This window comes from Roseateles sp. GW823-FHT07B05, from assembly GCF_058794515.1.
The window spans coordinates 183,832-208,871 of record NZ_JBXAGX010000004.1 but is presented as its reverse complement, the minus strand read 5'-3'; the positions used below and the strand labels follow the sequence as shown (position 1 = coordinate 208,871).

Genomic DNA, 25,040 nt, shown 5'->3' with positions numbered 1-25,040 from the left:
GGCGGGACTCCCGGCGCCATATTGGCCAGCAACCAGGGGTAGCGAGGGGCGGAAGATCAACGTCATTGATGCGCCCCCAACGACAACCCAAGCAGCCGCTGCTGCAACTCCGCATCCGCAATCAACTCGGCCATTGCCCCGCGATGCACGATCCGCCCGTCGTCCATGACGGCCACCGAATCACCCAACTCAGCCGCGACGCGAAAGTTCTGCTCCACCAGCAGCACCGTCGTCCGCGACGTCTTCTTCAGCTCGCGCAGCGCCGCGATCAGGTTCTCGACGATGGCCGGCGCCAGACCCTTGCTCGGCTCGTCGATGACCAGAAGCTCGCGCGGCTCGATCAGCGCACGGGCGATGGCCACCATCTGCTTCTGGCCACCGCTGAGCTTGCCCGCCGGGTGCTGCCAGAAGGTCTTCAACGCCGGGAACAGGCCGAACAGCCAGTCCAGCCGCTGCGCATCCAGGTCGGCCAGCCGCTTCGCCGAGCGGGCTGCCAGCAGCAGGTTCTCCGCCACCGTCAGCTCGCCGAAGATGCCCATGGTCTCGGGCACGTAGGCGATGCCGCGCGACGCGATGTCGGGTGTGGCGAGCTTCGTGATGTCCTCTCCCTTGAACGTCACCGTGCCGGCGCTGGCCGTCCACAGCCCCATCAGCGTGCGCAGCGTGCTCGTCTTGCCGGCGCCGTTGCGGCCCAGCAGCATCGTCACCTGGCCGGCCGGCACGTCGAGGTCCACGCCGTGCAGCAGGTGGTAGGCGCCGACGTGGGTGTGGACGCCCTTCAGCGACAGCAATGCTTGTGTCGGCCCCTCGCCCGGCGCATACGCCGGGCGGTCCCCCAGGGGGACGCGCGCCGGCTCGGGAGCGGCCCAGCGCTCGGCGCTCATGCCGCCACCCCCAGGTAAGCCTCTTGCACGACGGGCGAGGCGATGACCGTCGCCGGGTCGCCATCCGCCACCAGCTTGCCCTGGTGCAGCACGATGATGCGGTCTGCCAGCTCGCGCACGACGTCCATCTTGTGCTCCACCAGCAGCAGCGTGTGCTTCTTCTCCGCCTTCAGCGCGCGGATCAGGTCCAGCACCACGGGCACCTCGTCCACGCTCATGCCGGCCGTCGGCTCGTCGAACAGATAGACCTTCGGGTCCAGCGCGATCAGCATCGCCACCTCCAGCTTGCGCTGGTCGCCGTGCGGCAGGCTCGCGGCCAGGTCATCGGCGCGTGAGGCCAGCCGCACGCGCTCAAGAATCGAACGGGCCTCGTCGATCAGCTCGCGGTGCGACAGCCACACCGACAGCATGCGCAGCCCCAGGCCGCGCCGCGCCTGCACCGCCAGCCGCACGTTCTCCAGCACCGTCAGGTGCGCGAACAGCTGCGTCAGCTGGAAGGCCCGCCCCAGCCCGCGGCGCGTGCGCACCGGCGCGGGCTGCTTGGTGAGGTTTTCGCCGTCCAGCCACACCTCGCCACTGGTCGCGGGCAACTGGCCGGAGATCAGGTTGAAGTACGTCGTCTTGCCCGCGCCGTTGGGGCCGACGATGGCCGTCAGCGTGCCTGGCTGGAAGGCGCACGACACGCCGTCGACGGCCACGTGGCCGCCGAAGCGGATCGTCAGGTTCTTGGTTTCGAGCACGGGCCGCCCGCGTTCAGCGCTTGTTGCGGATCGGGACCTGCATCTCTTCCGGCTTGATCTCGCGGACCAGCTCCGGCACGCCCCACGGGAAGGCCGGGTCCGCCTTGATGCGGAAGTGGTACATCGACTGCATCGCCTGGTGGTCCTCGGCGCGGAAGGTCATCTTGCCCTTGGGCGTCTCGAAGCTCATGCCCTCCATGGCCTTGATGAGCTTGTTGGTGGTGGTGTCGCCCGCCGTCTTCTTGAGGGCCTCCACCAGCGCGATGCCGGCGCTCATGCCGCCCGCCGTGAAGAAGTCGGGCGGTGCCTTGAACTGCTTGTAGTGGTTGGCCACCAGCCACTCGTTGACCGGGTTCTTCGGGATGCCGAAGTAGTAGTACGTTGCGCCTTCCATGCCGGGGAACTGCTTGTAGGCCGTCATGGCCGGCAGGATGTTGCCGCCCGAGCCCACGGCGATGCCGTAGCGCTTCTGCAGGTCCAGCGCGGCGAGCGCGCCGAAGGGCGTGGTGGCCCCCGCCCACACGACGGCGATGACCTTGGGGCCCGGTTTGTCCTTCAGCGAATCGACCAGGCGCTGGATGCCGGCGGTGAAGTCGGTCGTCGCGGTGGGCAGGTATTCCTCGTGGACGATCTTCGCCTTCTTCAGCGCTTCCTTGTAGGCCTTCACGGCGTCACGGCCGAAGGCGTAGTCCTGGGCCAGGATGCCGATGTTCAGGCCGGCGATGTCCGACGCGACGGCGTTGCCGATGGCGTCCTGCGACGAGTTGCGGCCGGTGCGGAAGATGTACTTGTTCCACTTGTCGCCGGTGATGGAGTCCGCGACGGCGGGCTCCACCAGCAGGATCTTCTTGTACTCCTCGGCCACCGGCAGCATGGCCAGCGCGACGCCGCTGGACGAAGGGCCGACGGCGATGTCGGCCTTGTCGTCGCCGTAGGCCGCGGCCAGCAGGCTCTTGCCCACGTCGGGCTTGCCCTGGTCGTCCTTCTCGATGACGACCAGCTTCTTGCCCGCGATGGTCATCGTGCCGCCGGTGGCGTAGTCCAGGCCCATCATCAGCCCGATCTGCGTCTGCTTGCCGTAGGCCTCCAGCGGGCCGGTCTTGCTGTAGACGTGGGCGATGCGGATCTCGTTGCCGGCGGCCAGCGTCAGGCCGGGCAGGGCCGCGGCCAGGGTGGCGGCCGCGAGGGCGAAGCGGCGCGTGGTGAGGCGCATGGGCTTTGTCTCCTAGTTCGTCGGTCTGCTCTGTCGGCAGACGGTGTCTTCCCTTTTTGCAAGGGCCGTGCCCGGCGGGGAAGGGGCGCCTGGGCCAGTTTTCGTCCGGGTTGTCCCGAGGTTTTTGGCCGTTAGGGACGGCGGGAGTGTCTGAAATTCAGGCGTTGTCCGGAAGCTGGACTTCCAGGTCCGGCCAGCGTGCCAGCCGTTCGTACAACGACGCCCGCGAGATCTGCAGCAAGCGGGCGGCGGCCATGCGGTTGCCGGCCGTGGCCTGCAGGGCGCGGCGGATGGCGTCGCGCTCCAGTGCCTCGATCAGCTCGGGCAGCGGGGCCACGGCCTGGGCCGTTGTCACCGCGGCAGGCGACGGAGTCGGCGCAGGTGCCGGCGCAGCGGCAGCCGCTGCCTGCGGCAACGCCGCGCCACCCTGGAAGTGCCCCGCCGTCAGCTGCATGTCGTCGCTCATCAGGCTGACCTGCTCCAGCGTGTTGCGCAGCTCGCGGATATTGCCGGGCCAGGGCTGCTGCATCAGCCAGTCGATGGCATCGGGGCTCAACAGCTTCTGCGGCATGCCGCTGCGGCGGGCGATGTCTTCGCCCAGCGCCTCGGCCAGCGCCTCGATGTCGTCCAGCCGCTCGCGCAGCGCCGGCACGCGGATGGGCAGCACGTTGAGGCGGTAGTACAGGTCGGCGCGGAAGGTGCCTGCGGCCACCATGGCAGCCAGGTCGCGGCTGGTGGCGGCAATGACGCGCACGTCCACGCGCATCACCGTGTTGCTGCCCAGCGGCTCCACCTCCTGCTCCTGCAGCACGCGCAGCAGCTTCGCTTGAAGCGCCAGCGGCATGTCGCCGATCTCGTCGAGGAACAGCGTGCCGCCGTCGGCCAGCTTGAACTTGCCGTCGCGGCCCTTGCGCTCCGCGCCGGTGTAGGCGCCCGGGGCGACGCCGAAGAACTCGGCCTCCAGCAGCGTCTCGGGCACGGCGGCAATGTTGACGCCCACCAGCGGCCGGTGCGCGCGGCGCGACGCCGAGTGGATGGCGTGGGCCATCAGCTCCTTGCCGGTGCCGGTCTCGCCCAGCAGCAGCACGGTGGAATCGGTCTGCGCGACGCGGCGCGCCTGGCGCTTCACTTCGAGTGCCGCGGGGCTGGCGCCGATGAAGCTGGCAATCGTGTACTTGGGCCGGCGCTGCGCGGCGAGCTGGCGGCGCGTGTCCTCCAGCTCCTGCTGCAGCCGCGCGAATTTCTGGATCAGCGGCTGCATCGTCGTCTCGGGGTGGTCCAGCAGCACCAGCCCCAGCGCGCCGATGACCTCACCGGCGTCGTTTCTCAAAGGAAGCCGGCTGACGAGGAAGGTGCCGGCTTTGTTGGTCAGCAGGTCGACGAGCACCGGCTTGCCGTTCTCCAGCACCTGCAGCATCTGCGTGTTGGGGACGACGTCCTCCACGCGCTTGCCGACGAACTCGTGCTCGTCGCTGAAGCCCAGCGCCGGCAGGAAGCGCTTGTAGCCGTCGCTGATCCAGACGACGCGGTGATGGCGGTCGATGACCATCATCCCTTCCGTCGACCGCGCCAGCACGTCGAACATCGACTGCGCGGCCAGGCGCAGCAGGCCGTCGACGTCCTGCGGGATGTCTGCGGGTGTCTGGGATTTGGACAGCGGCATGGCCGGCGCAATGTACCGCGCCGGCAACCGCTCCCGAAGCGACTCCTGAAGAGCAAAAGGGCGACCCGCCGGGCCGCCCTCGAAGGCACTGGGTTTCACCTCAGAACTTGTATGTCCCGCCGACGGTGAACGTGCGCGGCGCGCCGTAGTACGCGTTCAGCACCCCCAGCGCTGCGATGTTGTAGCCGTCGGTCTTGTAGGCCTTGTCGGTCAGGTTGGCGCCCTGCACGAAGAAGCTCAGCTTCGCGTCCTTCTCCCAGATCAGCCCGGCGTTGACCAGCGTGTAGGCCGATTGCGCCAGCGACTCGGACAGGTCCGTCGTCGGGTAGACCTTGGTGCGGTGCGTGACGCCCAGCCGCGTGCGCAGCAGGCCCACCGGCAGCGCCACAGTGCTCTCGATGTTGATGCCGCCCTGCATGCGCGGCGTGTTGGTGAACTTCTTCTGGTCCGCCACGTTGACGCCGCGGTCGATGTACTCGTCGTACTTCGCGTCCAGGTAGGCCAGGTGGCCGCTGATGCGCCAGTCGCTGGCCGGCACCCACAGGAACTCGACCTCGCCGCCCTGCAGCGTGGCCTTGCCTGCGTTCGTGAAGTCGCCGAAGAAGCCCGGCTGGCCGGCGGGTGTCGTGTAGCTGGTGAACACCGACAGCTGCACGTTCTTGTACTTGTTGTGGAACAGAGCGGTGTTCAGCTCCAGCCGGCCGCCGTCCAGCACCATCTTGGCCCCCACCTCCAGCGAGTCCAGCTTCTCGTCCTCGAATGGCCGGCCCGAGGAGGGGAAGGCCAGCGTGTTGGCGCGGATGTTGTAGCCGCCGCTCTTGAAGCCGCGCGAGGCCGTCGTGTAGAGCTTGATCTCCTTGCTGGCCTTGTATTCCAGCGACAGGCGTGGCGACGTGTTGGTCACTTCGCGCGAGTTGTCGAAGTTGGCCGGCGTCGTCAGCGGCGTGCCGCCGAAGCTGTCGTTCGCGAAGGTCTGGTTCAGTACGACGGCGCGCTTGGTCTCCTTCGTGTAGCGCAGGCCGGTGCTGACGGAGAAGTCCTTCGTCAGTCGCCAGCTCCAGTCGCCGAAGATGGCCTGGCCCTTCGTGAACACCGTGCCGTTGGTGGTGCCGAAGCTCAGGTTGAAGAAGTTGTTGCGCACCGTGCCGCCGGCCTTGCCGTCGAAGTAGTACAGGCCCACGACGCCCGAGCTGCGGTCGCCTTCGTAGATGGCCTGCAGCTCGTGGCTCTGTGAGCTGTCGTGGTATTCGGCGCGCACGTCAGCGATCTTGTTGGGCAGGCCGTCGAAGTCGATGGACGTGTTGGTGTCCGACGCGCGGTGCGCCAGGATGTACTTCAGGCTCCAGTCGTTGCTGACGCCCCAGTTCAGCGCCAGCGATTCGCCCTCGCTGGTGGTGCGGTTGGCGTTGGGCATGCCGGAGGCGATGTCGAAGCGGCCCGTCGTCGGCGGCGTCTTCGCGGGGTCGAACGCGTTCACGTTCAGGCGCTGGAAGCCGCGCATGTGCGACGCGTCCACCGTGCGGTCCACCGACACCTGCGCGTTGAAGGTGGAGCCGGTCGGGAACCAGCCGGCCGAGACGCGGCCGCTGGTCGTGTCCTGGTCGCTCACGGGGCTGCCGTCGGTCAGGTTCTTGCCGAAGCCGCCGCGGTTCAGGCTGGCGCCGGCCAGCCGGAAGCGGAACTGGCCGTCGTCGGTCGCCGCGCCCACCGCGCCCTTGGCGTTGACCTGGCCGTAGCTGCCCAGCGCCAGCGTGACGGCGCCTTCGGTCTTCTGCGGCAGCGGCTTGCTGACGTACTTCACCGCGCCGCCCACCGTGTTCTTGCCGTACAGCGTGCCCTGCGGGCCGCGCAGGATCTCCACGCGCTGCACGTCGTACACGTCCAGCAGTGCGCCCTGCGGGCGGGCGATGTAGACGTCGTCGAAGTAGATGCCCACGCCCGGGTCCACGCCCCACAGCGGGTCCGCCTGGCCCACGCCGCGGATGAAGGTCGTGATCGTCGTGTTGCTGCCGCGCGCGGCGTAGATGGTCAGGTTGGGCACCTGGCCCTGCAGGTCGCCCAGATCCTTGATGGCCAGCTTGTCCAGCTGCTCGGCCGTCAGCGCCGTGACGGCCACGGGCACGTCCTGCAGCGTCTCCTCACGCTTGCGCGCGGTGACCTTCACGGCCTCCAGCGTGGCCGTGGGTTCGGCCGGCGCGGTCTGGGCGGCGGCGGGCAGGGCGGTCAGCGCGCCGAGCGCGGCAAGGGCGGCGAGGTGCAGGCGTGAAGGCGCCGGTAGGCGTCGGGGCATGGCTTGTCTCCTGGTGTGGTTTTCGTGGTGCCAACCGTCTTGCGCAAAAGCCATGCCCAGGCCAACTTGGGGCAAACCCCGTGCCAACCCTTGCGGGTTGACCCCAGTTTTTGCGCCCGCGGCTGCGCCGCCTGTCCGGATTCCAGTCACCGCGCCGCGCCGGCGCTGTCCAGATGCCAGACAGCAACCCCCGGGGGCTGCAAGGCCGCGGGCGCGCCGATATGCTGCGCCGCTCAGCTTCCCCACCCCCCTGGAGACCCCCGATGCTCAAACGCCTGCTTCCCGCCGCCCTCGCCCTGGGCGTCAGCGCCACGACCTTCGCCGCCGGCCCCCAGCTCAAGGGCCAGGCGCCGGGCTGGTACCGGCTGCAGCTGGGCGACTTCGAGATCACCGCGCTGTCCGACGGCAGCATCGACCTGCCCGTCGACAAGCTGCTGCAGCAGCCCGCCGCCAACACGCTGCGCGCGCTGCAGCACGCCTACCTCGGCGTGCCGCTGGAGACCTCGGTCAACGCCTACCTCGTCAACACCGGCGGCAAGGTCGTCCTCGTGGACACCGGCACCGCCGGCCTGTTCGGCCCCACCGCCGGCCGCGTGCTGGCCAACCTCAAGGCCTCGGGCTACAGCCCGGAGCAGGTCGACGAGATCGTCATCACCCACATGCACGGCGACCACATCGGCGGCGCCTCCAGCAGCGTGTTCCCCAACGCGACGCTGCGCATCGACAAGCGCGACAGCGACTTCTGGCTCGCGCCGGAGCAGGTCGCCAAGGGCGGTGACGGTGGCAAGGCCATCGCGGCGCTGGTGAAGGGCTTTGCCGACGCCGGCCGCTTCAAGCCCTTCGAGGGCAGCCCGGGTGGCGTGGAGATCGCGCCCGGCGTGAAGGCCTTCCCCGCCTACGGCCACACGCCCGGCCACAGCAATTTTGTTGCCGAGAGCAAGGGCCAGAAGATGATGTTCTGGGGCGACCTGATGCACGTCGCCGCCGTGCAGTTTCCCGACCCGTCGGTGACCATCCAGTTCGACAGCGACCCCAAGGCCGCCCGCCCCGCCCGCGAGGCCGCCTACGCCGCCGCGGCCAAGGACGGCTACTACGTCGCCGTCACCCACGTCAGCTTCCCCGGCATCGGCCGCCTGCGCGTGGACGGCAAGGGCTACGACTGGCTGCCGGTGAACTACTCCACCAACCGCTGAAGCGGCTGCGCCGTCACGGCGCCAGCGGCTGCAGCCACAGCTGCCGGCCGGCCGGGTCCACGCAGACGCGGTGGCGGCTGAAGAAGTCCTGGCCCAGGAAGCCGTCCAGCCCGGGCACCTGCAGGGGGACGCTGACGAATGCACCGGCCTGCAGCGGCCGGCCGTCCGCGCCCCGCAGGGCGCCCGCCACGGCCCCGCTCAACGCCGGGCGGATGACGTTGCGCGACGCCCCGGTGTCCAGGCCCAGCACCAGCGGCTGGCCGTCGGTGGCCTGCAGCCGCACGACGGCCAGGCTGCCGATCGTCTCGAAAGGCAGGGGCGCGCCGCCGCAGCCGGCCGGCCATGCAGACCCCGGCGCGAGCCGGAGCAGCTGCCCGGCCGCGTAGTCCACCACCCAGCGCCGCTCGCGCAGCCAGCCCCAGCCCAGGTAGCCATCGGTGCCGGCCGGGCGCTTCGCCTTGCCCCAGGTCTGCGCGGCCGGGGCGACCGGCAGCGCCTGGCCCGCCAGCACCAGCTCGCCGATGGCGAGTCGGGCCTGCTGCCGCAACTGCCCTTGCGCATCCTGAGATGTCACGGCGCCGCCGGCCGCATCGGGCGCGGGGGCCCAGTCGGGCCGCAGCGCCAGCGCCGCGGCGCCGCCGGAGTCGATCAGCAGCCGCGCGTCGCGGCCGTCGATGCGGGCCTGCAGCACGGGTAGGCCCGCGTCCAGCGTGAAGGGCAGCGTCAGGTCGGTCTCGGGCTGGGCCTGCGCGGCCGTGGCGGCCAGCAGCGCGGCTCCCAGCCATCGCAGGAGGGGCGTCATGCAGCCAAGTCTAGGCAGCCGCCGCCCGCATGCCGATGGACATGGGCCGCGCGGCGCGCTCAGGCTGGCTCGGCCGGTCGCTGCCGCAGCATCCGCACGATCGTCGTCACGTTGATCGCCGCGATGACCACCTCCAGCGCCGTGCCGCCGATGGAGCCGACGATGACGTTGTTGGCCACCCAGAGCCCCGTGCCGCACAGCATCAGCAGCCGCATCGGCACGCCCTGCAGCGTGAAGAGGGCGATGGTGCCCAGGCACGAGGCCGTCAGCGGCAGCCAGTCGCTGGGCTTGGTGGCGATGGCCAGCCCGAAGCCGAGGTTGGCGGCCACGACGGCAACCGCCACCCACTTCGAGCGCGTGCGCAGCGACAGCAGCGAGCGCGTCATCGAGATCAGCGAGCTGGCCACGGCCGTCGGGTTGCCCAGCAGCGCGAAGTGCACGACATAGGCCAGGCATTCGCCGGCCATGAACCACTTGAAACGCCGGTCGTCGGTTTGCATGAAGCAGCCGACGCCGAGCACGAACGCCACATAGCCGAACAGCTGGGCGGGGGAGAACCAATCGGACATCGGCGGCATTGTCCCGCCATGACTCCCGGCCGGTGGCGCTGCCGCCGCGACACTGGCCGCTCGCCTCGCCACCCAGGACCGCCGCCATGCGACCGATGCCCACTTTCTCGCGCCCCGCGTTCCCGTGGGCCCGCCGCGCCCGCCTCGGCGCTGCCACTGCGCTGCTGGGCCTTGCGGCCGGCGCCAGCCTGGCCCAGGACGGCGCCCGCAGCGGCCCGCTGCACGACGAGCTGGCGGCCATGGACGCCCGACTGTTCCAGGCCGCGTTCGTGACCTGCGACGCCGCCGCGTTCGGCGCCGTCTTCACCGAGGACGCCGAGTTCTATCACGACAAGACCGGCGCCAGCTTTGGCGACGCGGTCCGCACGCTGAAGTCCTGCCCGCGCGACAACGGCGTCACCCGCACGCTGGTACCGGGCAGCCTGGAGGTCTACCCCATGCAGGGTTACGGCGCCGTGCAGATCGGCCGCCACGTCTTCGCGCGAGCGGGCGAGCCCGGCTCGGAAGAAGCCAGGTTCGTGCACCTGTGGAAGCGCGAAGCCACCGGCTGGCGCCTGGCCCGGGTGCTGAGCTTCGACCACCGGCCTGCGGCGCCGCGGCAGCCGCAGTGACGGCGCCGGGCGCCTTGACGGCTTGCACACCCCACCCCGGGCTTCAGCCGTGACCAAGCGCAAGTACGCGCTGGCCTGCCTGCCGTTCCTGCTGCCCTACTGCGGCTGGAAGCTGGCGCCGGTCATCGGCGCGGCGTGGGGGTGTCCGGTGGCGGACAAGTGGCCGCAGCCGTGCCTCGTGGCGGCCGTCAACGTGGAGCCCGCGTTGAGCGCCATTGCCTGGTGGGGCATGCTGTTGTGGGCGCCAGGCCTGCTGATCTCGGGCCTCTGGCTTGGCAGCTACATCGCGCCGTGCCTGCCTCGCCCGTGGGGGCGAGGCGCGAGGCGAGGCAGTGCGGACGACCTGACCAATCCCTGAGGCGCGCGCGCAGGCCCTGCCCGTCGGCCGGTGAGGGCGGTTGGGTGCTGCAGCGGCGACGGCGATGCTCTCCGTTTCGCCAGCCTGTGACTGCAACGCGCGCGGCGGCTGCTGGCCATTGAGCGGGACTTCGACGCCAACCAGGAGCTCGCGGCGCTGGTGGTGGACCTCATCGACGAGATTCATCGGTTGAGGGAGGGGAGGTGGCGGGGGACGGCGGTTTGCAGCGGTTGCGGTCGCTGGCGACAGTGACCGCCAATAGCTCTCAACGACCGAAAGGCGACTACCGCATAGCTGGGTTGGAATGCCGAAAAGCTGACGATCAACGTCGGCGCCTAGCTGCCAGCGAAGCCGTCCGCAGCAGCAATAGGTTGAGCATCATTGCAGGCTGCGTGCGAGCCCCTTCGTTGCCAACATCTCTTTGGAAAAGATGGCCAAGTAGTCGTCCTCGCTCTCAGCTTCCTCTGTCGGCGGTGTGACGCCCAGCTTGTCAGACACGGCACACAAGATGCAGAACCGTTCATGCTCGCCTTGCAACAAGCCTTGCAGCGCTTCAACGACGGCGAACGGAAATGCGCTACGGCGAAACGTTAGTGACCTGACGCCGTCTCCGTAGTAGTCCATCTGATGGAACCACTGATTGGATTGCTCCCACGGGCCAAGGAGGGGCACGAGCAAATCATCGATCCGCTGCACCAGCCGAAGATCGATGTCGCCATGCGAGCTGCCTTGTGCCTCAAAGAAGACGCGAGGCGCCTGCAGCTTCTCCAGGCGCATAAAGAAGTCCGTGTCGTGGGCAGCGATTTCCATAGCAATGCTTCCGTTCTCGCCCATGATTGGATTAGTTAAGAACTTCCCATTGGTAGCCTCAGTCGCTTCGGGACCCGCATATCGCGAGCGAAGGACTCCAAAACAGTCACGAGGGGACTACCGCAAATGGCCGAAAGCCGGCAGCCGGGCCGACTGGGCTGCTGAGCGCTCCCAGCCTTGCGCAGACCCGCTGCCCCCGTTCCCTATTCCCCCGCCCGCTCCTTCCCGGCCTCCGCCGCAACCACGGCCTTCTCCGGCCACGCGCCACCCTCGCTGAAGCATCTCCACGCCCACGTCACCCACTTCAGCAGCGACGTCGCCAGCCACAGCGCCCAGCCCAGCATCAGCGCCCGGTACAGCCACACCGGTGCGCTGACGGCCCAGGCGCCGGCCGTTTGCTCGGTGAAGCGGTCGTTGGTCCACTGCAGCAGGTGGCTGCTGGAGCCTGGCCCCGCCACCAGCAGGTCGGGGTAGCCCAGCAGGCCGGTGCGCAGCACGTCCAGCAGCGCGCCGATGGCGAACAGCGTCCACAGCACCAGTGCCAGCTGCAGGAGGATGCGCAGCCCGCGCGCGCCGCCCTGCCCACCCCAGCGGCGGCGCGCCTCCAGCACGGCGAACCAGCCGGCCAGCACGCCCAGTGCCCACAGCGACACGGGCGCCACGCCCAGCGCAAGGATGAGCCAGGCCGGCCGGCCCATGACGCCCGGCAGCCCGCGCGGTGCGAACCAGGCCAGCACCAGCACCACCACCAGCACGCCCCAGATCAGCACGGCCGGGCCGATCGGCGGGCCGCCCACGGCGAGCACGATGCGGTCCTCGGGCACCTGCAGCTGCAGCGCGTCGTTGACGCCGGGCAGGCCCAGCGCCAGGCCTTCGTGGCGCCACAGCACGCCCATGCCGTCGGGTGCGCGCCAGCGGATGTCCACGCTCTGCGCGCCGGGCGTCAGCGGCAGGCTCAGCGCGCCGTCGCGCGGCTGCAGCGCCAGCACCTGGCCGTCGATCTTCACGCTCAGCAGCTCGGCGCCGGCCGGCAGCTTCAGCGCGTGCGGCCCGCCCAGGCTGGCGCGCAGCTTCATCGCCAGGTTCACCGTGGTGCTGCGTTCGCCGGGTTCCAGCGTCGTCTGCACGTTGTCCAGCGTCAGCGTCTGGCCGCCCACGCCGGCGGGCTTGGTGATGGCCAGCTTCAGCGTCTCGCCGGGCCAGGGGCGCCACTCGGGCCGCCATTCGCCGCTCTGCTGCAGCGCGGTGGCCGGCAGGCCGGAGGCCTCCACATGCCACTGCGGCGACGCGGCCACCGTCCAGCGCTCGACCTGGTTCGCGGCCTTGCCAGCCACCAGCGTCAGCGTGCCGGTGGGCGCCAGGCTGCTGGCCACCTCCACCGCGTCGTCGCCGCCCAGCTGCAGGCTGGCGACGCCGTCGGCCACCGTCACGCCCGCGTCGCCCACGGCCTCGCCGGGCAGCAGCGCCCACTGCACGCGCAGCGGCGCACGGCTGGGGGCGATGCGTTCAAGCCGCGTGACGACCTGCCAGCGCAGGCCCAGTTCCAGCCGGCGGTCCACGCGCACCAGCGGCGCGAGCGCGTCGCGCTGCGTGCCGGCGTCCTCGGCGCGGGCGCTGCCGGCGGTGGCCTCGCGGCTCAGCGTGATGGCGCCGGTGCTCAGGCCGCGCGGGTCCAGGCCGGCCAGCGTCCAGCCCTTCAGGTCGGTCTGCACGACGCGCGGCGGCAGCGGCAGCGCGATGTCCAGCCCGCTGACAGCGCCGACGTCGGCGCTCAGCACCAGCTGGTGCACGCCGGCTGGCACGGCGGCCCACAGCTTGCCGTCGCTGTCGCGGCGCGTGGCGGCGGGCTGGCCGTCCAGCGTCACGCTGGCGGGCTGCCAGCCGGTGCCCTGGCCGGGCAGCGGCACGGCCACCAGCGCCTGCGCGTGGATCTCGGCGCGCAGCTGCACCGACGAGCCCTGCGCGCTGACAAGCAGGCGCGCCAGGTCGGCGCATTGCGGCACGCAGTCGGGCGGCGCGGCCAGCTTGCCGCGCAGCGCCTGCAGCTGTTCATCGCTGGGCCACGGTGCGGTGGGCGTGGCGGCGGGCTTGTCGTCGGCGGCATCGCTGGGCGTGGGCGCCAGGCCGAGGCCCAGCGCCACCCACAGCGCGGCCGCCACGGCGGCGCCGCTGCGGCGCTGCGGCAGCGTGGGCGGCTTCAGTCCGGTCACCACCACCAGGGCCAGCGCCAGCAGCGCCAGGCCCAGCAGCTTCAGCAGCGCGGTGGCCCAGGGCGGCAGCAGCCACAGGTTCAGCGTCTGCTCGGGCGTCACGGGGCCGCTCCAGCTCAGCGTGTGCGCGCGCCAGCTCCACGTCGGCAGGCCGGGGCCGGTCTGCACGCGGGCGCCGGGGTCCACGCGGCCGAGGTCGCTGCCGTAGGAGGAGATGCCCTTGGGCGGCGCCTTCATCATCAGCGAGGGCGGCGGCACCACCCGCTCCGCCACGGCGGCGTCCCGCCGCGCGTCGGGCATGTCTTCGTTGACGGCGGCGGGCATGGCGACTTCCTCCTTGTGAGCGAAGCCCAGACCACCGTGGACTTGTTCCAGGCTCGGGTAGATCGCCTCGCGGATTTCCTTCACCGCGAACGGCAGCAGCACCAGCACCAGCAGGCCGGCCACGGCCAGCCGGCCGCGCGCGAAGACGAGTTGCGCCCGCCCAGCCGGCATCACGCGCGCCAGCGCCGTCAGCGCCAGCAGGCCGAACCACAGCACCGCCGGCGGGCTGCCGGGCGTGTGCCAGGTCAGCGCCAGCGCCACACCGACGAGCGCGCCGGTGCGCCAGCCCAGCAGCCGGTAGGCCGCCAGCGCGGCCAGCAGCACGAAGAAGAAGTCCCACAACGTCCACATCGCCACCCACGCACCGTCGGCACGGCTGGGGCCTTGCGCATGCAGCAGCCGCCAGCCGGGCGGCAGCTGCAGCGTGGCCTGGACGTGGTCCACCGTGCCGGCCCAGCCGCTGGCGGGCAGCGCGCCGTCGCGCGGCCAGCGACTGTCGGCCTCGATGAGGGCGCGGCTGTTGCGCACCTCGAAGCCGGCGGGGCCGTCCTTGGCGAGCTGGGTGATGGGCTGGTCGTCGCCGGCCAGCGCGGCGCGGCCCAGCTGGCCCGGCGCGGCCATCGTCAGCCGCGCGCTGGCCGACAGCGTGCCGTCGAAGCGGTCGCTGGCCGTCAGGCCGCGGCCGTCGAAGTCCAGCCACAGCGTGCGGTTGAGGCGCAGCGCATCGGGTGCCGGCTTGGCGTTGCCGCGCTGCAGTTCAGTCAGCTTCAGCGTCTCGCCGGGCTTGAGGCGGAAGGCCGGCAGCGCGCGCCAGCCCTCGGGCATCTCCACCTGCCGCGGGTCCACGCTGGGCACGCCCTCGGGGCGGATCAGCCGCAGCGCCGGTGCTGCCTTGACGGCCCAGACTTCCTCGTCGGTGGCCGTCTTGGGCAGGGTCAGGGCTTGCACGGGCGAGTTCAGCCGCGCGGTCAGCTGGATGCGCCACGCCCCCGGCCGCGCCTGCACGACGAGCCGGCCGTCCTCCGCCAGCCGCGCGGGCAGCGGGCTGTCCAGCTGCATCGCCACCAGCCCGGGCAGCAGCGCCAGCGGCAGCTCCACAGCGCGGGCGCGGCCGGCCACGCGCAGCTCGTAGGCCGTCGTCACGGTCAGCGGCAGTTCGTCGTCGACGAGGCGCACGGTCTGCACGCTGACGCTGTCGGTCGCCTCGGCGGGGCTGGCCGCCGCGCGCAGCCACAGCCGGCCGTCGCCATCGGGCGTGCGCGCCTGCGCGGCGCCGTCGCTGCTCACGACGATGGCGCCCAGGCCCGGCGGCACGGCCAGGTTCTGCGGCGTCTGCGCCCAGGCGATGCGTCCCTCGACGACATGCGTGCCCGGCATCAGCCACACGGCCGGGTGGCCGTCGCCCTCGGTGACGGGCAGCGGCTTGCCGCCGGCCTTCACGTCCTGCGGCCACGCGCCGGGCTCGCCCGGCAGCGCCACGCGGGCCGGGGCGCCGAACACCTGCACGTCCAGCCGGAACGTCGCCTCGCGCGCGCCGGCATTGAGCTGCAGCCGGCCGGGCCAGACGCAGAAGGGTTGCTCCGACGAGGCCACGGCGTCCACCGGGCAGCCCAGCGGCGGCTGGCCCTGCTGCGCCCACGGCAGCCAGTCGCGCAGCGCAGGCGGCAGCTCGGCCGGCGTCAGCGGCGCGGCGTGGGCGGCAAGGCCGGTGGTCAGCAACAGCAGCAGCGTCGTCGTGAATCGCGTCATCGTGGGTCTCCCTGGGCTCGGTGGGGCCGAGGCGCGGGGGATTCCAACACAGCGCGGCGCGTTGGCGGGCGGGCTGGTGCGGCGGATGCCCCGGCGGCGCGGGTGCATCTTCACGTCGGCGGCGGGTGCCCGCGCCCGCATCATCCGGTCGCCGGATTTCACCGGCTTGCCACCACGCCCACCGCATGACCGTCCTTGAGTCTTCTCCTCCGACGCCCGCCACCGCGGCACGCAGCGGCCGCTGGCCGGCGCGCGTGGCGGCCGTGGTGAGCGCGCGCCGCGCAGGGCCGCTGCCGCTGCACATCCTGCTGGCCTGGCCGATGGCCTTGCTGCCCAGCCTGGCGTTCCTGGGGTTGGCGTATGGGCTGGCGGTGGCCCTCGGCATCGACACGGCCCTGCTCGACAAGCCGCCCTCGCGCCAGGGCTCGCTGGCGGATTTCTTCGGTGCGGTGGTCTTTGCACCCCTGGCGGAGACGCTGCTGCTCTCCGCGTTGCTGGTGCCGTTGACGGGCCTGTCCGCACGGCCGCTGTTCGTCGCCGCGGCCTCGGGCCTGCTGTGGGGCTGCCTGCATGGCACCGTCGCGCTGTACTGGCTGTTCGGCACCTTCTGGAGCTTCTACGTGTTCACCTGCAGCTATCTGGCCTGGCGCCCGCGGGGCTACTGGCATGCCTTCGCCGCTGCAGCGGTGCCGCACGCGTTGCTCAACCTGACGGCGATGACGCTGGTCCTGTTTGGCGCCTGAGGATTGACGCGCAGTCGGTGAGCGGCCTCTAACATCGAGGTCAACCGGTGAATCACACGAGGGGCGGCATGTCGTTGCGGGGTCGAAGTTGGGCGCTGTGCTTGGTGCTGTGTGTGGCGTGGGCACTGCCCGCGCAGGCGCAGGACGTGACCCCGGACGCGGTGCTGGCCCGCGCCGATGCCGACGCAAGCGGCGGGTGGCCGGTGGTGCTGTGGGTCGTGGACGGGGATCGTTCCAGCGTCGTCATCAGCGCGCCGCGGGCGCAACTGGGCGAGATCCCCGGCGCGGCATGGGCACCGGTGGATGCCGACGCGCTGATGAGCCTGGAGCACTTCGGCGCGCCGCGGCTGCTGGCGTTGGCGGAGCCCGGTGCCGATGCAGCCGTGCTGGACTGGGAGCGACCGTCGCGCATGTCGTCGTTCCCACCCCTTGCGCATTGGCCGGGTGAACGCCTGGAGCTGCGCCACGCGGCCTGTGCCGGCGACGGCTGTGCACCGCGACAGGCCTGGCGCATCGAGTTGCCACCGGGCAGCGGCGAGACGCTGCCGTTGGCTCGGCTGTTGCCGCAGCTGGGCGCGGATGCGCCGGCCTGGCTGGCGCTGTACGTGGTGAGCCGGCATGCCGCACCGGGGCTAATGGAGGTGCGCTATCTGGCCGTGCCGGCGCCGTTGCAGCCTGCTGCCGATCCTGCAAAGCGGGCCATCCTGCCTGCCGAGGCCGCGGCGCAGTTCCCGGCCATCCACACGGCGATGCTGATGCAGCTGGCGCGCACGCAGGGGCGGGAGGCGACGTCAACGCTGATGCGCGCGGACAACCTGGGCTCTGTGCAGCGCATCGGGTATGTGCGCTCCTGGCATGGCAGTGCCAGCCAGCGAGCGGCTCTCGGGCTGCAGTCGGTCTCGCCGGGCACCGGCGGCCTCGCCCGGCTGCTGCTGCGGCTGCATCCGGCCGACCGGCCCGCCACGCTGAGCCTGCTGGCCCGTTCGGTGGACGGCAACTTCGCGACGCTGCGGGCGCTGTTGCCCGCACCCGCCGACGTGCAGGCGCGCCGCGACCAGGTGGCCGCCCTGCGCTGCGAGCCGGTCTGCGCCGAGCGCCTTCAGGAGGTGCGGGTGAGGTTGGCCCGGGGGGTGTCGCCCGAGCTGATGGCCCTGGGTCGCCTGACGCCCGCCGAGCGGCTGTCGGCCTGCCTGCAGTCCTGCGAGTTCCAAAAGCGCCGCATCGAGGAAGACCTGCCGGGCCAGCTCAAGTCCGCGGCGCAGCGCCAGGCGCTTGCGTGGCGGTGGGTGGAATCGCTGACCGGCCGCACGGCGGCGGAGTGGCAGCAACAGCCCTGAACAAGGTCAGCGCGGTCAGCGCGGCTGCCAACTCAGCGCCACGCTCCAGCCACGCGGCGCGGCCGGCTCGAAGAAGCGGCGGTTGGCCTCGTTGACGATGACGCTGGCGGCCGTCGCGCGGTTCAGCAGGTTGTCGGCGCGCAGGCGCCAGCGCAGCTCGGGCGTCAGCGCGCCGCCGACGTTGAAACCCCACAGCCCGCCGCCGGCCGCCGCTGCGGTGCCGGCGTCATCGGCCGGCAGGCGCGCGCGGGCTTGAACGCCCAGCGCGGCGTCCAGGCCGTCGCCCTGCCAGCGCAGCTCGGCGCTGCCAAACGTGGCGGGCACACCGGGCAGTGGCAAGCCGGTCGCCAGCACGCGGGTGGCCAGCCGCGTGGCGGCCAGGTCCAGCGCCCAGCCGCGGGTCAGCGGCAGCGTGGCGGCGGCTTCCAGGCCGCGGCGGCGCGTCTGCGCGGCGTTGGTGAACACGGTGCGGCCGCCGCTGCTGCTCAGCACGCTGATCTCGTCGCGCGTCTCGGCGTGGAAGGCGGTCAGCGCGAGGCGGCGCTCGCCGTCGCGCCCCGGCTCGCGAATCTCCCAGCCCAGCTCCACCTGCCGGCTGCGCTGCGCGCGCAGCTCGTTGTTGAAGCCGCTGCCCTGCGCCCGGTAGGCCAGCTCCGTCAGCGTGGGCGACTCGGCCGCGCGGCCCAGCGCCAGGCGCACCACCTGGCCCGCCACCGGCCGCCAGGCCACGCCGGCCACGGGCTGCACGCTGCTGAAGCTGCGCGCGCCGCTGTCGTCGCCGTTGGCGAGAACCCGGTCCGCGCTGTCGAAGCGCAGCCGGCTGGCGCGCAGGCCGGCCAGCAGCTCCCAGTCGGGCGTGGGCGTCCAGCGCCACTGCGCGTAGGGCTCGCTGCTGGTGGCGCGGTTGTTCTCGTCGCGCTTGAGCGCGCCGGTCTCGCCGGCCTGGTTGAGGTAGCCGCGCCGCGCGTCGCGCTGTGTCTCGACGGCCCAGCCCAACGTCAGCTCCTGCTCGGGCGCCAGGGCCCAGTTCGCGCGCGCGTCCACGCCGCCAAAGCGGCGCCGCAGCGCGATGACGCCGCCCGGGTGCGTGGGCGCGTTCTGCACGGCCAGCGGGATGGACTGCCACTGGTCCACCGCGCGGTGGCCCACCCAGCCGGCCACCTGCACGCGCAGCTGCGCGTCGACGTCGCGCAGCCAGCGCAGGCCCAACTGCTGCTGCGCGGCGGTCTTGCGGGTGTTGAAGGTCGCGGCCTGCGGCGCGGTCTGGCGCGGGTCGGCGGCGAACTGCTCGGCGGTCAGGCCCAGCGGGTCGTCGGTGGGCTGGCTTTGCAGCTGCGCGACGACCAGCAGCTGCTGCCCGGGCGTGGCGAGCTGCCAGCGCGCCTGGGCCAGGCGGCGTTCGCTCTCGCTGTGGGCGCGCCAGCCGTCACGGCGCGTGACCTGCGCGGCCAGGCTCAAGGCCTGACCCTGTGCGGGCAGCCGGTCCAGGCTGATGCCGGCCTGGCGCAGGCCGAAGCTGCCCAGCGTCTGCGCGGCCTGCGTGCGTTCCTGCGTGGGCCAGCGGCTCTGCAGTGCGATGACGCCGCCGCTGGCGCTGCCGTACAGCGCCGAGAACGGGCCGCGCAGCACCTCCAGCGACGCCGCATCGGCGATCAGCCAGTGGCCCAGCTGGCCCTGGCCGTCGGGCGTGCTGGCGGGGATGCCGTCGGCCACCAGCCGCAGCCCGCGCACGCCGAAGCTGGCGCGCGCGCCGTAGCCGCGGCTGGACAACTGCAGGTCCTGCGCGTCGTTGCCGCGGTTGGCGGCGTACAGGCCGGGGATGCGCGACAGCGTGCGGGCCAGCGCCTGGGCGGGGTCCTGCGCGTCGGCGTCGCGGGCCAGCGTGGCGGCGTCCACGCGCTCCAGCGCCAGCGTGGGCGCCGCGGCGCGGCCGTGCAGCACGATGGTGTCGAGCTGCTGGACGGTCTCTGCGCCGCCGGCCAGCGCCAGCGCCAGCGCTGCAAGCAGCGTGGCGCTCAAGGCTTGACGCGGACGATCTTGCCGGACGCCTCAAGCACGAGGTACAGCAGCCCGTCCGGGCCCTCACGGACATCGCGCATGCGGCCGGCGCCCTCGAACAGCTTCTCCTGTTCGGCGGGGCGGTTGTCGGCGTCCAGCTTCACGCGCTCCAGGTAACCGAACTTCAGCGAGCCGATGAAGAAGTTGCCCTGCCAGGCTGGACCGTACTTGGCGCTCTTGAGCTTCACCAGCCCGGCCGGCGCGATGGAGGGCACCCACTTGACGATGGGCTGCTCCATGCCGGCCTTGGCGAAGAGGCCGTCGCCGATCTTGCCGCCGCCGTAGTTCTCGCCGTAGGTGATGACGGGCCAGCCGTAGTTCTGCTTGGGGCGGATGAGGTTGAGCTCGTCGCCGCCCTGCGGGCCGTGCTCGTGCTGCCAGAGCTGGCCCTTCTCGTCGAACGCCAGGCCTTGCGAGTTGCGGTGGCCGTAGGTCCAGATCTCGGGCAGCGCGCCGGCGGTGTTCACGTACGGGTTGTCGGCCGGCACGCTGCCGTCCTTGCCCACGCGCACGATCTTGCCGAAGTGGTTGTCCAGCGTCTGCGCGCGGTCCATGCCCTTGTAGCGCTCGCCCAGGCTCAGGAACAGCTTGCCGTCCGGCGCCTCAGCGATGCGGCAGCCGAAGTGCAGCTTGCTGTCCATCTTGGGCCGCTGGCTGAAGATGACCTTCACGTCGGTCAGCCGCTTGTTGTCGGCGCTGAGCTGCGCGCGGGCCAGCGCGGTGCCGTTGGTCTTGTCCGGGCCGGGCTCGGCGAAGCAGAAGTAGATCGTGCGGTTGCGCGCGAAGTCGCTGTCGGTGACGACGTCCAGCAACCCGCCCTGGCCCACGGCGTCCACCGCCGGCACGCCCTGGATGGGCGCACTCGGCTTGCCGCCGGCCTTGGCGGTGCGCAGCGTGCCGTCGCGCTCGGTGACGAGGAACTGGCCGTCCGGCAGGAAGGCCACGGCCCACGGCGTCTTCAGGCCGTCGACGACGGTTTCCAGCGACGGGGCGGCGTGGGCGGTGCCCAGCGTCAGGGCGGCGGCCAGGGCGATCAGGCGCTTGCTCATGGGGATGGCGTGAGGTGGCTGCGAAGAGGGCGCGCATCATCGCAGCCCGGCCAAACCCGGAGGCTGCAGCCGGCCATTCAGTCGCGCCACAGGCGGCCCAGCAGCCCCAGGCTCGCGCTCAGCAGGTCCACGGCGAGCAGGCTGCCGGCCGGGGGCTGCAGTGCGTCGCGGGGCTGCTCGCGCTGCCGGCGCGAGCGTTCCTTCTCCAGCGCCACCAGCGCATCGGCCACGTCCGACGGGCTGCCCCAGGACGCGGGCGATGGGGTCTGGGTGAGGGTCTTCAGCGCCTTCTCCACCGCCTGCGGGTCCAGCAGCGACAGCGCCGAGCGGCAGTGCGAGCAGGCGTCTTCCTTGCGCAGGTCCACCGGCGCGCCGCAGGCGCTGCAGTGGATGACCCCCACCTTGGCCGCGATGCTGGCGATCTCGGGCCGGGTGAGCTGGCGCACGAAGCCCTTCTCGATCATGAACGACGAGAAGCTGCTGAAGCGGCCATGGCGGCTGACGCAGCGGTGCGTGATGTAGCGGCCGCTGCGCACGAGGTCGAAGCCCTGCACCAGCGCGCCGCGGCAGGTGGGGCAGGCCAGCCGCGAGGCCAGCGGGCGGCGCGGGGCGTCCTGGTGGCGGTGCATCTCGCGGAACACCGTGACGACGCCCTCCGGCGCCAGCTTCAGGTTCTCCATCTGGTCGAACCAGAGGCCGTGGCAGGCAAAGCAGAAGTCCAGCTCCACCTCGCCGCCGTACTGGCCGGGCAGCGTGTGGACCTGCAGGGCGTCGCCGCAGGAAGGGCAGGGGCGCGAACGTGTCGTGGGCATCACGGCATCCTAGAGGCGCCGCCGGGTTGCCGCCTGAGAAGCAGGGGATTCCGGCGCGCGGGCGCCGCTGTTGCAATGCGCGCCTTCACCGCTTTCCTTCACCGTGTTGCCGATGACCCAGCCTACTTCCCGCCCCTCACTGCTTGCGGCTGCCCTGCTGGCGCTGTGCGCGCTGCCGGCCACCGCCGCCCCGGTGCTCGAACTGAAGCCCGGCCTGTGGTCGCACGACAGCGAGATCTGGATCAACGGCCAGTCGCTGAAGCCCGGCCTCGCCGCGCTGCGCACCAAGGTGCGCGGCCAGCTCACCGACGAGCAGAAGCGCGAGCTGGACCGCCGGCAGGCGGCTGAGAAGCAGTCGTGCCTGACGCCGCAGCAGGCCCGCATCGACCTGGCGCGCTACCTGGAAACGGCGCTGGCCAGTACCGGCGGCCCGTGGCGCTGCGAGGCCAATGCCAGCAAGCTGGACAGCAGCGCGGCCGAGGGCCGCTACGCCTGCCGCACGAGCGGCGGTGGCAGCACGCAGGGCAAGTTCTCGGCCACCTACGGGCCCACGAACTACCAGCTGGAACTCAACGGCCGCGGCAACGCCGTGGATGGCCGCACCGGCGAGGTGATAGGCGGCGTGGAGGTGGACCAGCGCATGCTGTCCACGGGGCGGTGGCTGGGCGGGGACTGCTGACGCAAGCCGCTGGCTTCGGCGGCCCGCTAGCATCGCGGCCCCTGAACACTGAGAAAAAAGCGATGCGCAACTGGCGTTGGCGGCTGCTGTCGCTGTGGATCGCGCTGATGGCCAGCATGCCGGCGCCGGCGGCGGAGGACGTCATCGTCGGCCGTGCGGATGCCGATGCCAGCGGTGGCTGGCCGGTGGCGTTGTGGGTGACGGATGGCAGGCGAAGCCACTTCATCGTGCGTGCGCCGAGGAGCCAGCTCGGCCAGTTGCCGGGCAAGTCCTGGCGCAAGTCGGCCTCGCAGGCGCTGATGGATCTGGAGCGATTCGGGGCGCCTCGGCTCAAGGAATACCTGGAGGGGCCTTCATGTCCGGACGTGCTGAACTGGGGCGCCGATCTTCCGCCGTCTCCGAGTTCGACGCATTGGCTGGGCGAACGCCTGCGTCTCAATCAGCCGGCCTGTCCAACGGGGCGATGCGATGACCCGGCATGGCATATCGATCTTCCTGAGGGCGACGCGAGCGCACTGCCGCTGAGGCAGCTCCTACCTGGGCTGGCGGCGCAACACGCCGACTGGCTGGTTCTCTATGTCGTCAGTCCTACAGACTACCCGGTGCTGAGCGACATGCCGCGGTTGCGGCCACCGGATTGGATGGACCCCTTCACCGAGATTCCCGCCGCAGCAGCGGAGAGGTTTCCCGCCATCTCCGCGGCGTTCTTGCAACACAACGCCGATCTGCAAGGGCTGGCGGGCGTCTCCGTGCTGATGAGCTCCGAACGGGTAGGTGCCGTGCAGCCGATCAAATACATTCGAAGCTGGGCGGCAACCTCGGAGCAGCGCAGGAGTCTGGGACTGACGGCCGCGTCCCTGCAGCGCCTGAGGATCGACAGGTTGTTGGTGAGGCTGGTTCCTGCAGACCGGCCCAGCCATCTGCGGTTGCGGGCCGCGGAGACCTACGAGTATCTGGAGGATATGGTCGCGTTGACGTCCCAGGCCGTTGATCGCGAATCCTGCGGGCGTCGGCTATCGGCGCTGGATTGCTCGCCCGCCTGCAAGCAGCAGACGGATCGCCTGAGCAGGGACCAACGTGCATTCGACGCGGACATCCTGCAACTGTCGCCACCGGATCGGTCGGCGGCCTGCATGGCGGCTTGCGACGAGCAAAAGCGTGAGGGTCTTGCGCGACGTACCGCAGAGACTGAACGGCGCCAGCAACAGGCCTGGCGCAATCTTGAAAAGTTGACGGGCCGCGCCGCCGCGAGCTGGATGGCCCGCTAGGCCTCAGCCCTCCATCCGCTGCTGGAACACCAGCCCCGCGTGCTCGCGCAGCGCGTGGAACTTGATGCGGGGCCAGTTCTCCTGCATCGCGCGCAGTTCGCCGGCGTACTCCAGCAGCACGGTGGGCGCGTTCACCGCGTCCCAGGCGACGCGGTGCGCGTTGTGGTCGATGAAGCGGCGCAGCTCCTTCTCGCCGCTGCCGGGCTGGCCCTCTGCGTCGTCGCAGGTGACCCAGCGCGCGACGTTGTAGCGCGCCGGCATCACGCGGGCCTTGCAGCCGTACTCGTGCTCCAGCCGGTGCGCGACAACCTCGAACTGCAACTGGCCCACGGCGCCCAGCAGCAGCATGCTGCCGGCCTCGGGGCGGAACACCTGGATGGCGCCCTCTTCGCCGAGCTGGCGCAGGCCCTCGCGCAGCTGCTTGGTGCGCAGCGGGTCGGCCACTTCCACCGAGCGGAACATTTCCGGTGCGAAGAAGGGCAGGCCCGTGTACTGCAGCGCCTCGCCTTCGGTGATGGTGTCGCCCAGCTGCAGCACGCCGTGGTTGGGGATGCCGATGATGTCGCCGGCGAAGGCCTCGTCCAGCAGCTCGCGCTTCTGGCTCATGAAGGTCACCACGCTGTTGGGGCGCAGCGTCTTGCCCGAGCGCACCACCTTGAGGTTCATGCCGCGCTCGAAGCGGCCCGAGGCCACGCGCAGGAAGGCGATGCGGTCCCGGTGCGACGGGTCCATGTTGGCCTGGATCTTGAACACGACGCCGGTGAACTTGGGCTCCTCCGGCTTGACGGTGCGCTGCATGGCCTGGCGCACGTCGGGCGGCGGGGCCAGCTCGACGAGGGCGTCCAGCACTTCCTGCACGCCGAAGTTGTTGACGGCCGAGCCGAAGAACATCGGCGTCTGCTTGCCGGTCAGGAAGTCGCCGTGGACGAACTCGGGGGCGGCCTCGCGCACCAGCTCGATCTCGCCCTCGGCCTGCTCGTACTGCATGCCGAAGCGCTCCGCGTAGGCCGGGTTGTTCAGCCCTTCCAGCACTTCCTCGGTGCCGGCGGCGCGGTCCTCGCCACCGGCGAACACGCGCATGCGCTGCTGGCGCAGGTCCATCACGCCGTGGAACTGCTTGCCCATGCCGACCGGCCACGTGAAGGGCACGACGGTCATGCCCAGCTCCTGCTCGATCTCGTCCATCAGCGCGAGCGGGTCCTTCACCTCGCGGTCCATCTTGTTGACGAACGTGAGGATGGGCGTGTTGCGGGCGCGGCAGACCTGCAGCAGGCGGCGCGTCTGCGGCTCGACGCCGTTGGCCGCGTCGATGACCATCAGCGCCGCGTCCACGGCGGTCAGCACGCGGTAGGTGTCTTCCGAGAAGTCCTGGTGGCCCGGGGTGTCCAGCAGGTTGATGACGCAGTCGCGGTACTCCATCTGCATGACGGACGAGGCCACCGAGATGCCGCGCTGCTTTTCGATCTCCATCCAGTCCGACGTGGCATGCCGGGTGGCCTTGCGCGCCTTCACCGAGCCGGCGATCTGGATGGCGCCGGAGAACAGCAGCAGCTTTTCCGTCAGCGTGGTCTTGCCGGCGTCGGGGTGGCTGATGATGGCGAAGGTGCGGCGGCGGCGGACTTCCGTCTCGATGCGGCTGGCGATGGGTTCGGACATGGAGTTCTTCTGGCGGGGCTAA

General features: G+C 71.2%; 20 protein-coding genes. 7 read left to right on the top strand and 13 right to left on the bottom strand.

What is annotated here, in order from left to right; genetic code table 11:
* Positions 1-62: 62 nt before the first annotated feature.
* The 5 genes from AC1Q7O_RS11175 to AC1Q7O_RS11155 form a co-directional block, all read right to left on the bottom strand.
* On the bottom strand, positions 63-884 hold the full coding sequence (locus tag AC1Q7O_RS11175) for an ABC transporter ATP-binding protein (protein ID WP_492659485.1): 822 nt from the start codon (positions 882-884) through the stop codon (positions 63-65).
* A complete protein-coding gene (locus AC1Q7O_RS11170; protein WP_492659484.1) occupies positions 881-1,624 on the bottom strand; it encodes an ABC transporter ATP-binding protein in 744 nt (247 codons plus the stop codon). The genes AC1Q7O_RS11175 and AC1Q7O_RS11170 overlap by 4 nt, the downstream gene beginning before the upstream one ends.
* Positions 1,625-1,637: 13 nt before the next feature.
* Complete coding sequence (locus AC1Q7O_RS11165; protein WP_492659483.1) at positions 1,638-2,837, bottom strand: substrate-binding domain-containing protein; 1,200 nt, start codon at positions 2,835-2,837, stop codon at positions 1,638-1,640.
* A 157-nt stretch (positions 2,838-2,994) separates the two neighbouring features.
* Positions 2,995-4,500, bottom strand: coding sequence for a sigma-54 interaction domain-containing protein (locus AC1Q7O_RS11160; protein WP_492659482.1), 1,506 nt, complete (start codon positions 4,498-4,500; stop codon positions 2,995-2,997).
* A 100-nt stretch (positions 4,501-4,600) separates the two neighbouring features.
* Positions 4,601-6,790 carry a TonB-dependent receptor gene (locus AC1Q7O_RS11155; protein WP_492659481.1) on the bottom strand — a complete coding sequence of 730 codons (2,190 nt, stop codon included), beginning with the start codon at positions 6,788-6,790 and terminating at the stop codon, positions 4,601-4,603.
* 263 nt (positions 6,791-7,053) lie between these two features.
* Between AC1Q7O_RS11155 and AC1Q7O_RS11150 the strand changes: the two genes are divergently transcribed.
* On the top strand, positions 7,054-7,983 hold the full coding sequence (locus AC1Q7O_RS11150) for an MBL fold metallo-hydrolase (RefSeq protein ID WP_492659480.1): 930 nt from the start codon (positions 7,054-7,056) through the stop codon (positions 7,981-7,983).
* 13 nt (positions 7,984-7,996) lie between these two features.
* Here the strand turns inward: AC1Q7O_RS11150 and AC1Q7O_RS11145 are convergent, their stop codons facing one another.
* Together AC1Q7O_RS11145 and AC1Q7O_RS11140 are read right to left on the bottom strand one after the other, a co-directional pair.
* Complete coding sequence (locus tag AC1Q7O_RS11145) at positions 7,997-8,785, bottom strand: hypothetical protein (RefSeq protein ID WP_492659479.1); 789 nt, start codon at positions 8,783-8,785, stop codon at positions 7,997-7,999.
* A gap of 59 nt (positions 8,786-8,844) precedes the next feature.
* On the bottom strand, positions 8,845-9,354 hold the full coding sequence (locus AC1Q7O_RS11140) for a YgjV family protein (protein WP_492659478.1): 510 nt from the start codon (positions 9,352-9,354) through the stop codon (positions 8,845-8,847).
* An 86-nt stretch (positions 9,355-9,440) separates the two neighbouring features.
* Here AC1Q7O_RS11140 and AC1Q7O_RS11135 point away from each other — a divergent pair, with 86 nt between their 5' ends.
* Both AC1Q7O_RS11135 and AC1Q7O_RS11130 read left to right on the top strand, forming a co-directional pair.
* Positions 9,441-9,965, top strand: a complete 525-nt coding sequence (locus AC1Q7O_RS11135; protein WP_492659477.1) for a nuclear transport factor 2 family protein — start codon at positions 9,441-9,443, stop codon at positions 9,963-9,965.
* Positions 9,966-10,014: 49 nt separating this feature from the next.
* Entirely contained in the window at positions 10,015-10,323 is a 309-nt protein-coding gene (locus AC1Q7O_RS11130; RefSeq protein WP_492659476.1) for a hypothetical protein, read from the top strand.
* Between the two features lie 378 nt (positions 10,324-10,701).
* Here AC1Q7O_RS11130 and AC1Q7O_RS11125 read toward each other — a convergent pair whose 3' ends face one another.
* Positions 10,702-11,157, bottom strand: a complete 456-nt coding sequence (locus AC1Q7O_RS11125; RefSeq protein WP_492662700.1) for a hypothetical protein — start codon at positions 11,155-11,157, stop codon at positions 10,702-10,704.
* Positions 11,158-11,336: 179 nt separating this feature from the next.
* Positions 11,337-15,416, bottom strand: coding sequence for a hypothetical protein (locus AC1Q7O_RS11120; protein ID WP_492659474.1), 4,080 nt, complete (start codon positions 15,414-15,416; stop codon positions 11,337-11,339).
* A 185-nt stretch (positions 15,417-15,601) separates the two neighbouring features.
* On the opposite strand from AC1Q7O_RS11120, the gene AC1Q7O_RS11115 reads away from it, so the two are divergent.
* Both AC1Q7O_RS11115 and AC1Q7O_RS11110 read left to right on the top strand, forming a co-directional pair.
* On the top strand, positions 15,602-16,159 hold the full coding sequence (locus AC1Q7O_RS11115) for a hypothetical protein (protein WP_492659473.1): 558 nt from the start codon (positions 15,602-15,604) through the stop codon (positions 16,157-16,159).
* Positions 16,160-16,272: 113 nt separating this feature from the next.
* Positions 16,273-17,496, top strand: a complete 1,224-nt coding sequence (locus tag AC1Q7O_RS11110; protein ID WP_492659472.1) for a hypothetical protein — start codon at positions 16,273-16,275, stop codon at positions 17,494-17,496.
* Between the two features lie 15 nt (positions 17,497-17,511).
* Here AC1Q7O_RS11110 and AC1Q7O_RS11105 read toward each other — a convergent pair whose 3' ends face one another.
* The 3 genes from AC1Q7O_RS11105 to AC1Q7O_RS11095 form a co-directional block, all read right to left on the bottom strand.
* A complete protein-coding gene (locus AC1Q7O_RS11105; RefSeq protein WP_492659471.1) occupies positions 17,512-19,515 on the bottom strand; it encodes a TonB-dependent receptor family protein in 2,004 nt (667 codons plus the stop codon).
* Entirely contained in the window at positions 19,512-20,603 is a 1,092-nt protein-coding gene (locus tag AC1Q7O_RS11100) for a PQQ-dependent sugar dehydrogenase (RefSeq protein WP_492659470.1), read from the bottom strand. Before AC1Q7O_RS11100 ends, AC1Q7O_RS11105 begins: the two co-directional genes overlap by 4 nt.
* A gap of 77 nt (positions 20,604-20,680) precedes the next feature.
* Positions 20,681-21,415 (bottom strand): zf-TFIIB domain-containing protein, encoded by a 735-nt coding sequence (locus tag AC1Q7O_RS11095; RefSeq protein WP_492659469.1) that lies wholly within the window; start codon positions 21,413-21,415, stop codon positions 20,681-20,683.
* 112 nt (positions 21,416-21,527) lie between these two features.
* Here AC1Q7O_RS11095 and AC1Q7O_RS11090 point away from each other — a divergent pair, with 112 nt between their 5' ends.
* Complete coding sequence (locus AC1Q7O_RS11090) at positions 21,528-22,094, top strand: DUF3617 domain-containing protein (protein WP_492659468.1); 567 nt, start codon at positions 21,528-21,530, stop codon at positions 22,092-22,094.
* A 62-nt stretch (positions 22,095-22,156) separates the two neighbouring features.
* Positions 22,157-23,362 carry a hypothetical protein gene (locus tag AC1Q7O_RS11085; protein ID WP_492659467.1) on the top strand — a complete coding sequence of 402 codons (1,206 nt, stop codon included), beginning with the start codon at positions 22,157-22,159 and terminating at the stop codon, positions 23,360-23,362.
* A gap of 3 nt (positions 23,363-23,365) precedes the next feature.
* Here the strand turns inward: AC1Q7O_RS11085 and AC1Q7O_RS11080 are convergent, their stop codons facing one another.
* Entirely contained in the window at positions 23,366-25,018 is a 1,653-nt protein-coding gene (locus AC1Q7O_RS11080) for a peptide chain release factor 3 (RefSeq protein ID WP_492659466.1), read from the bottom strand.
* Positions 25,019-25,040 lie beyond the last annotated feature (22 nt).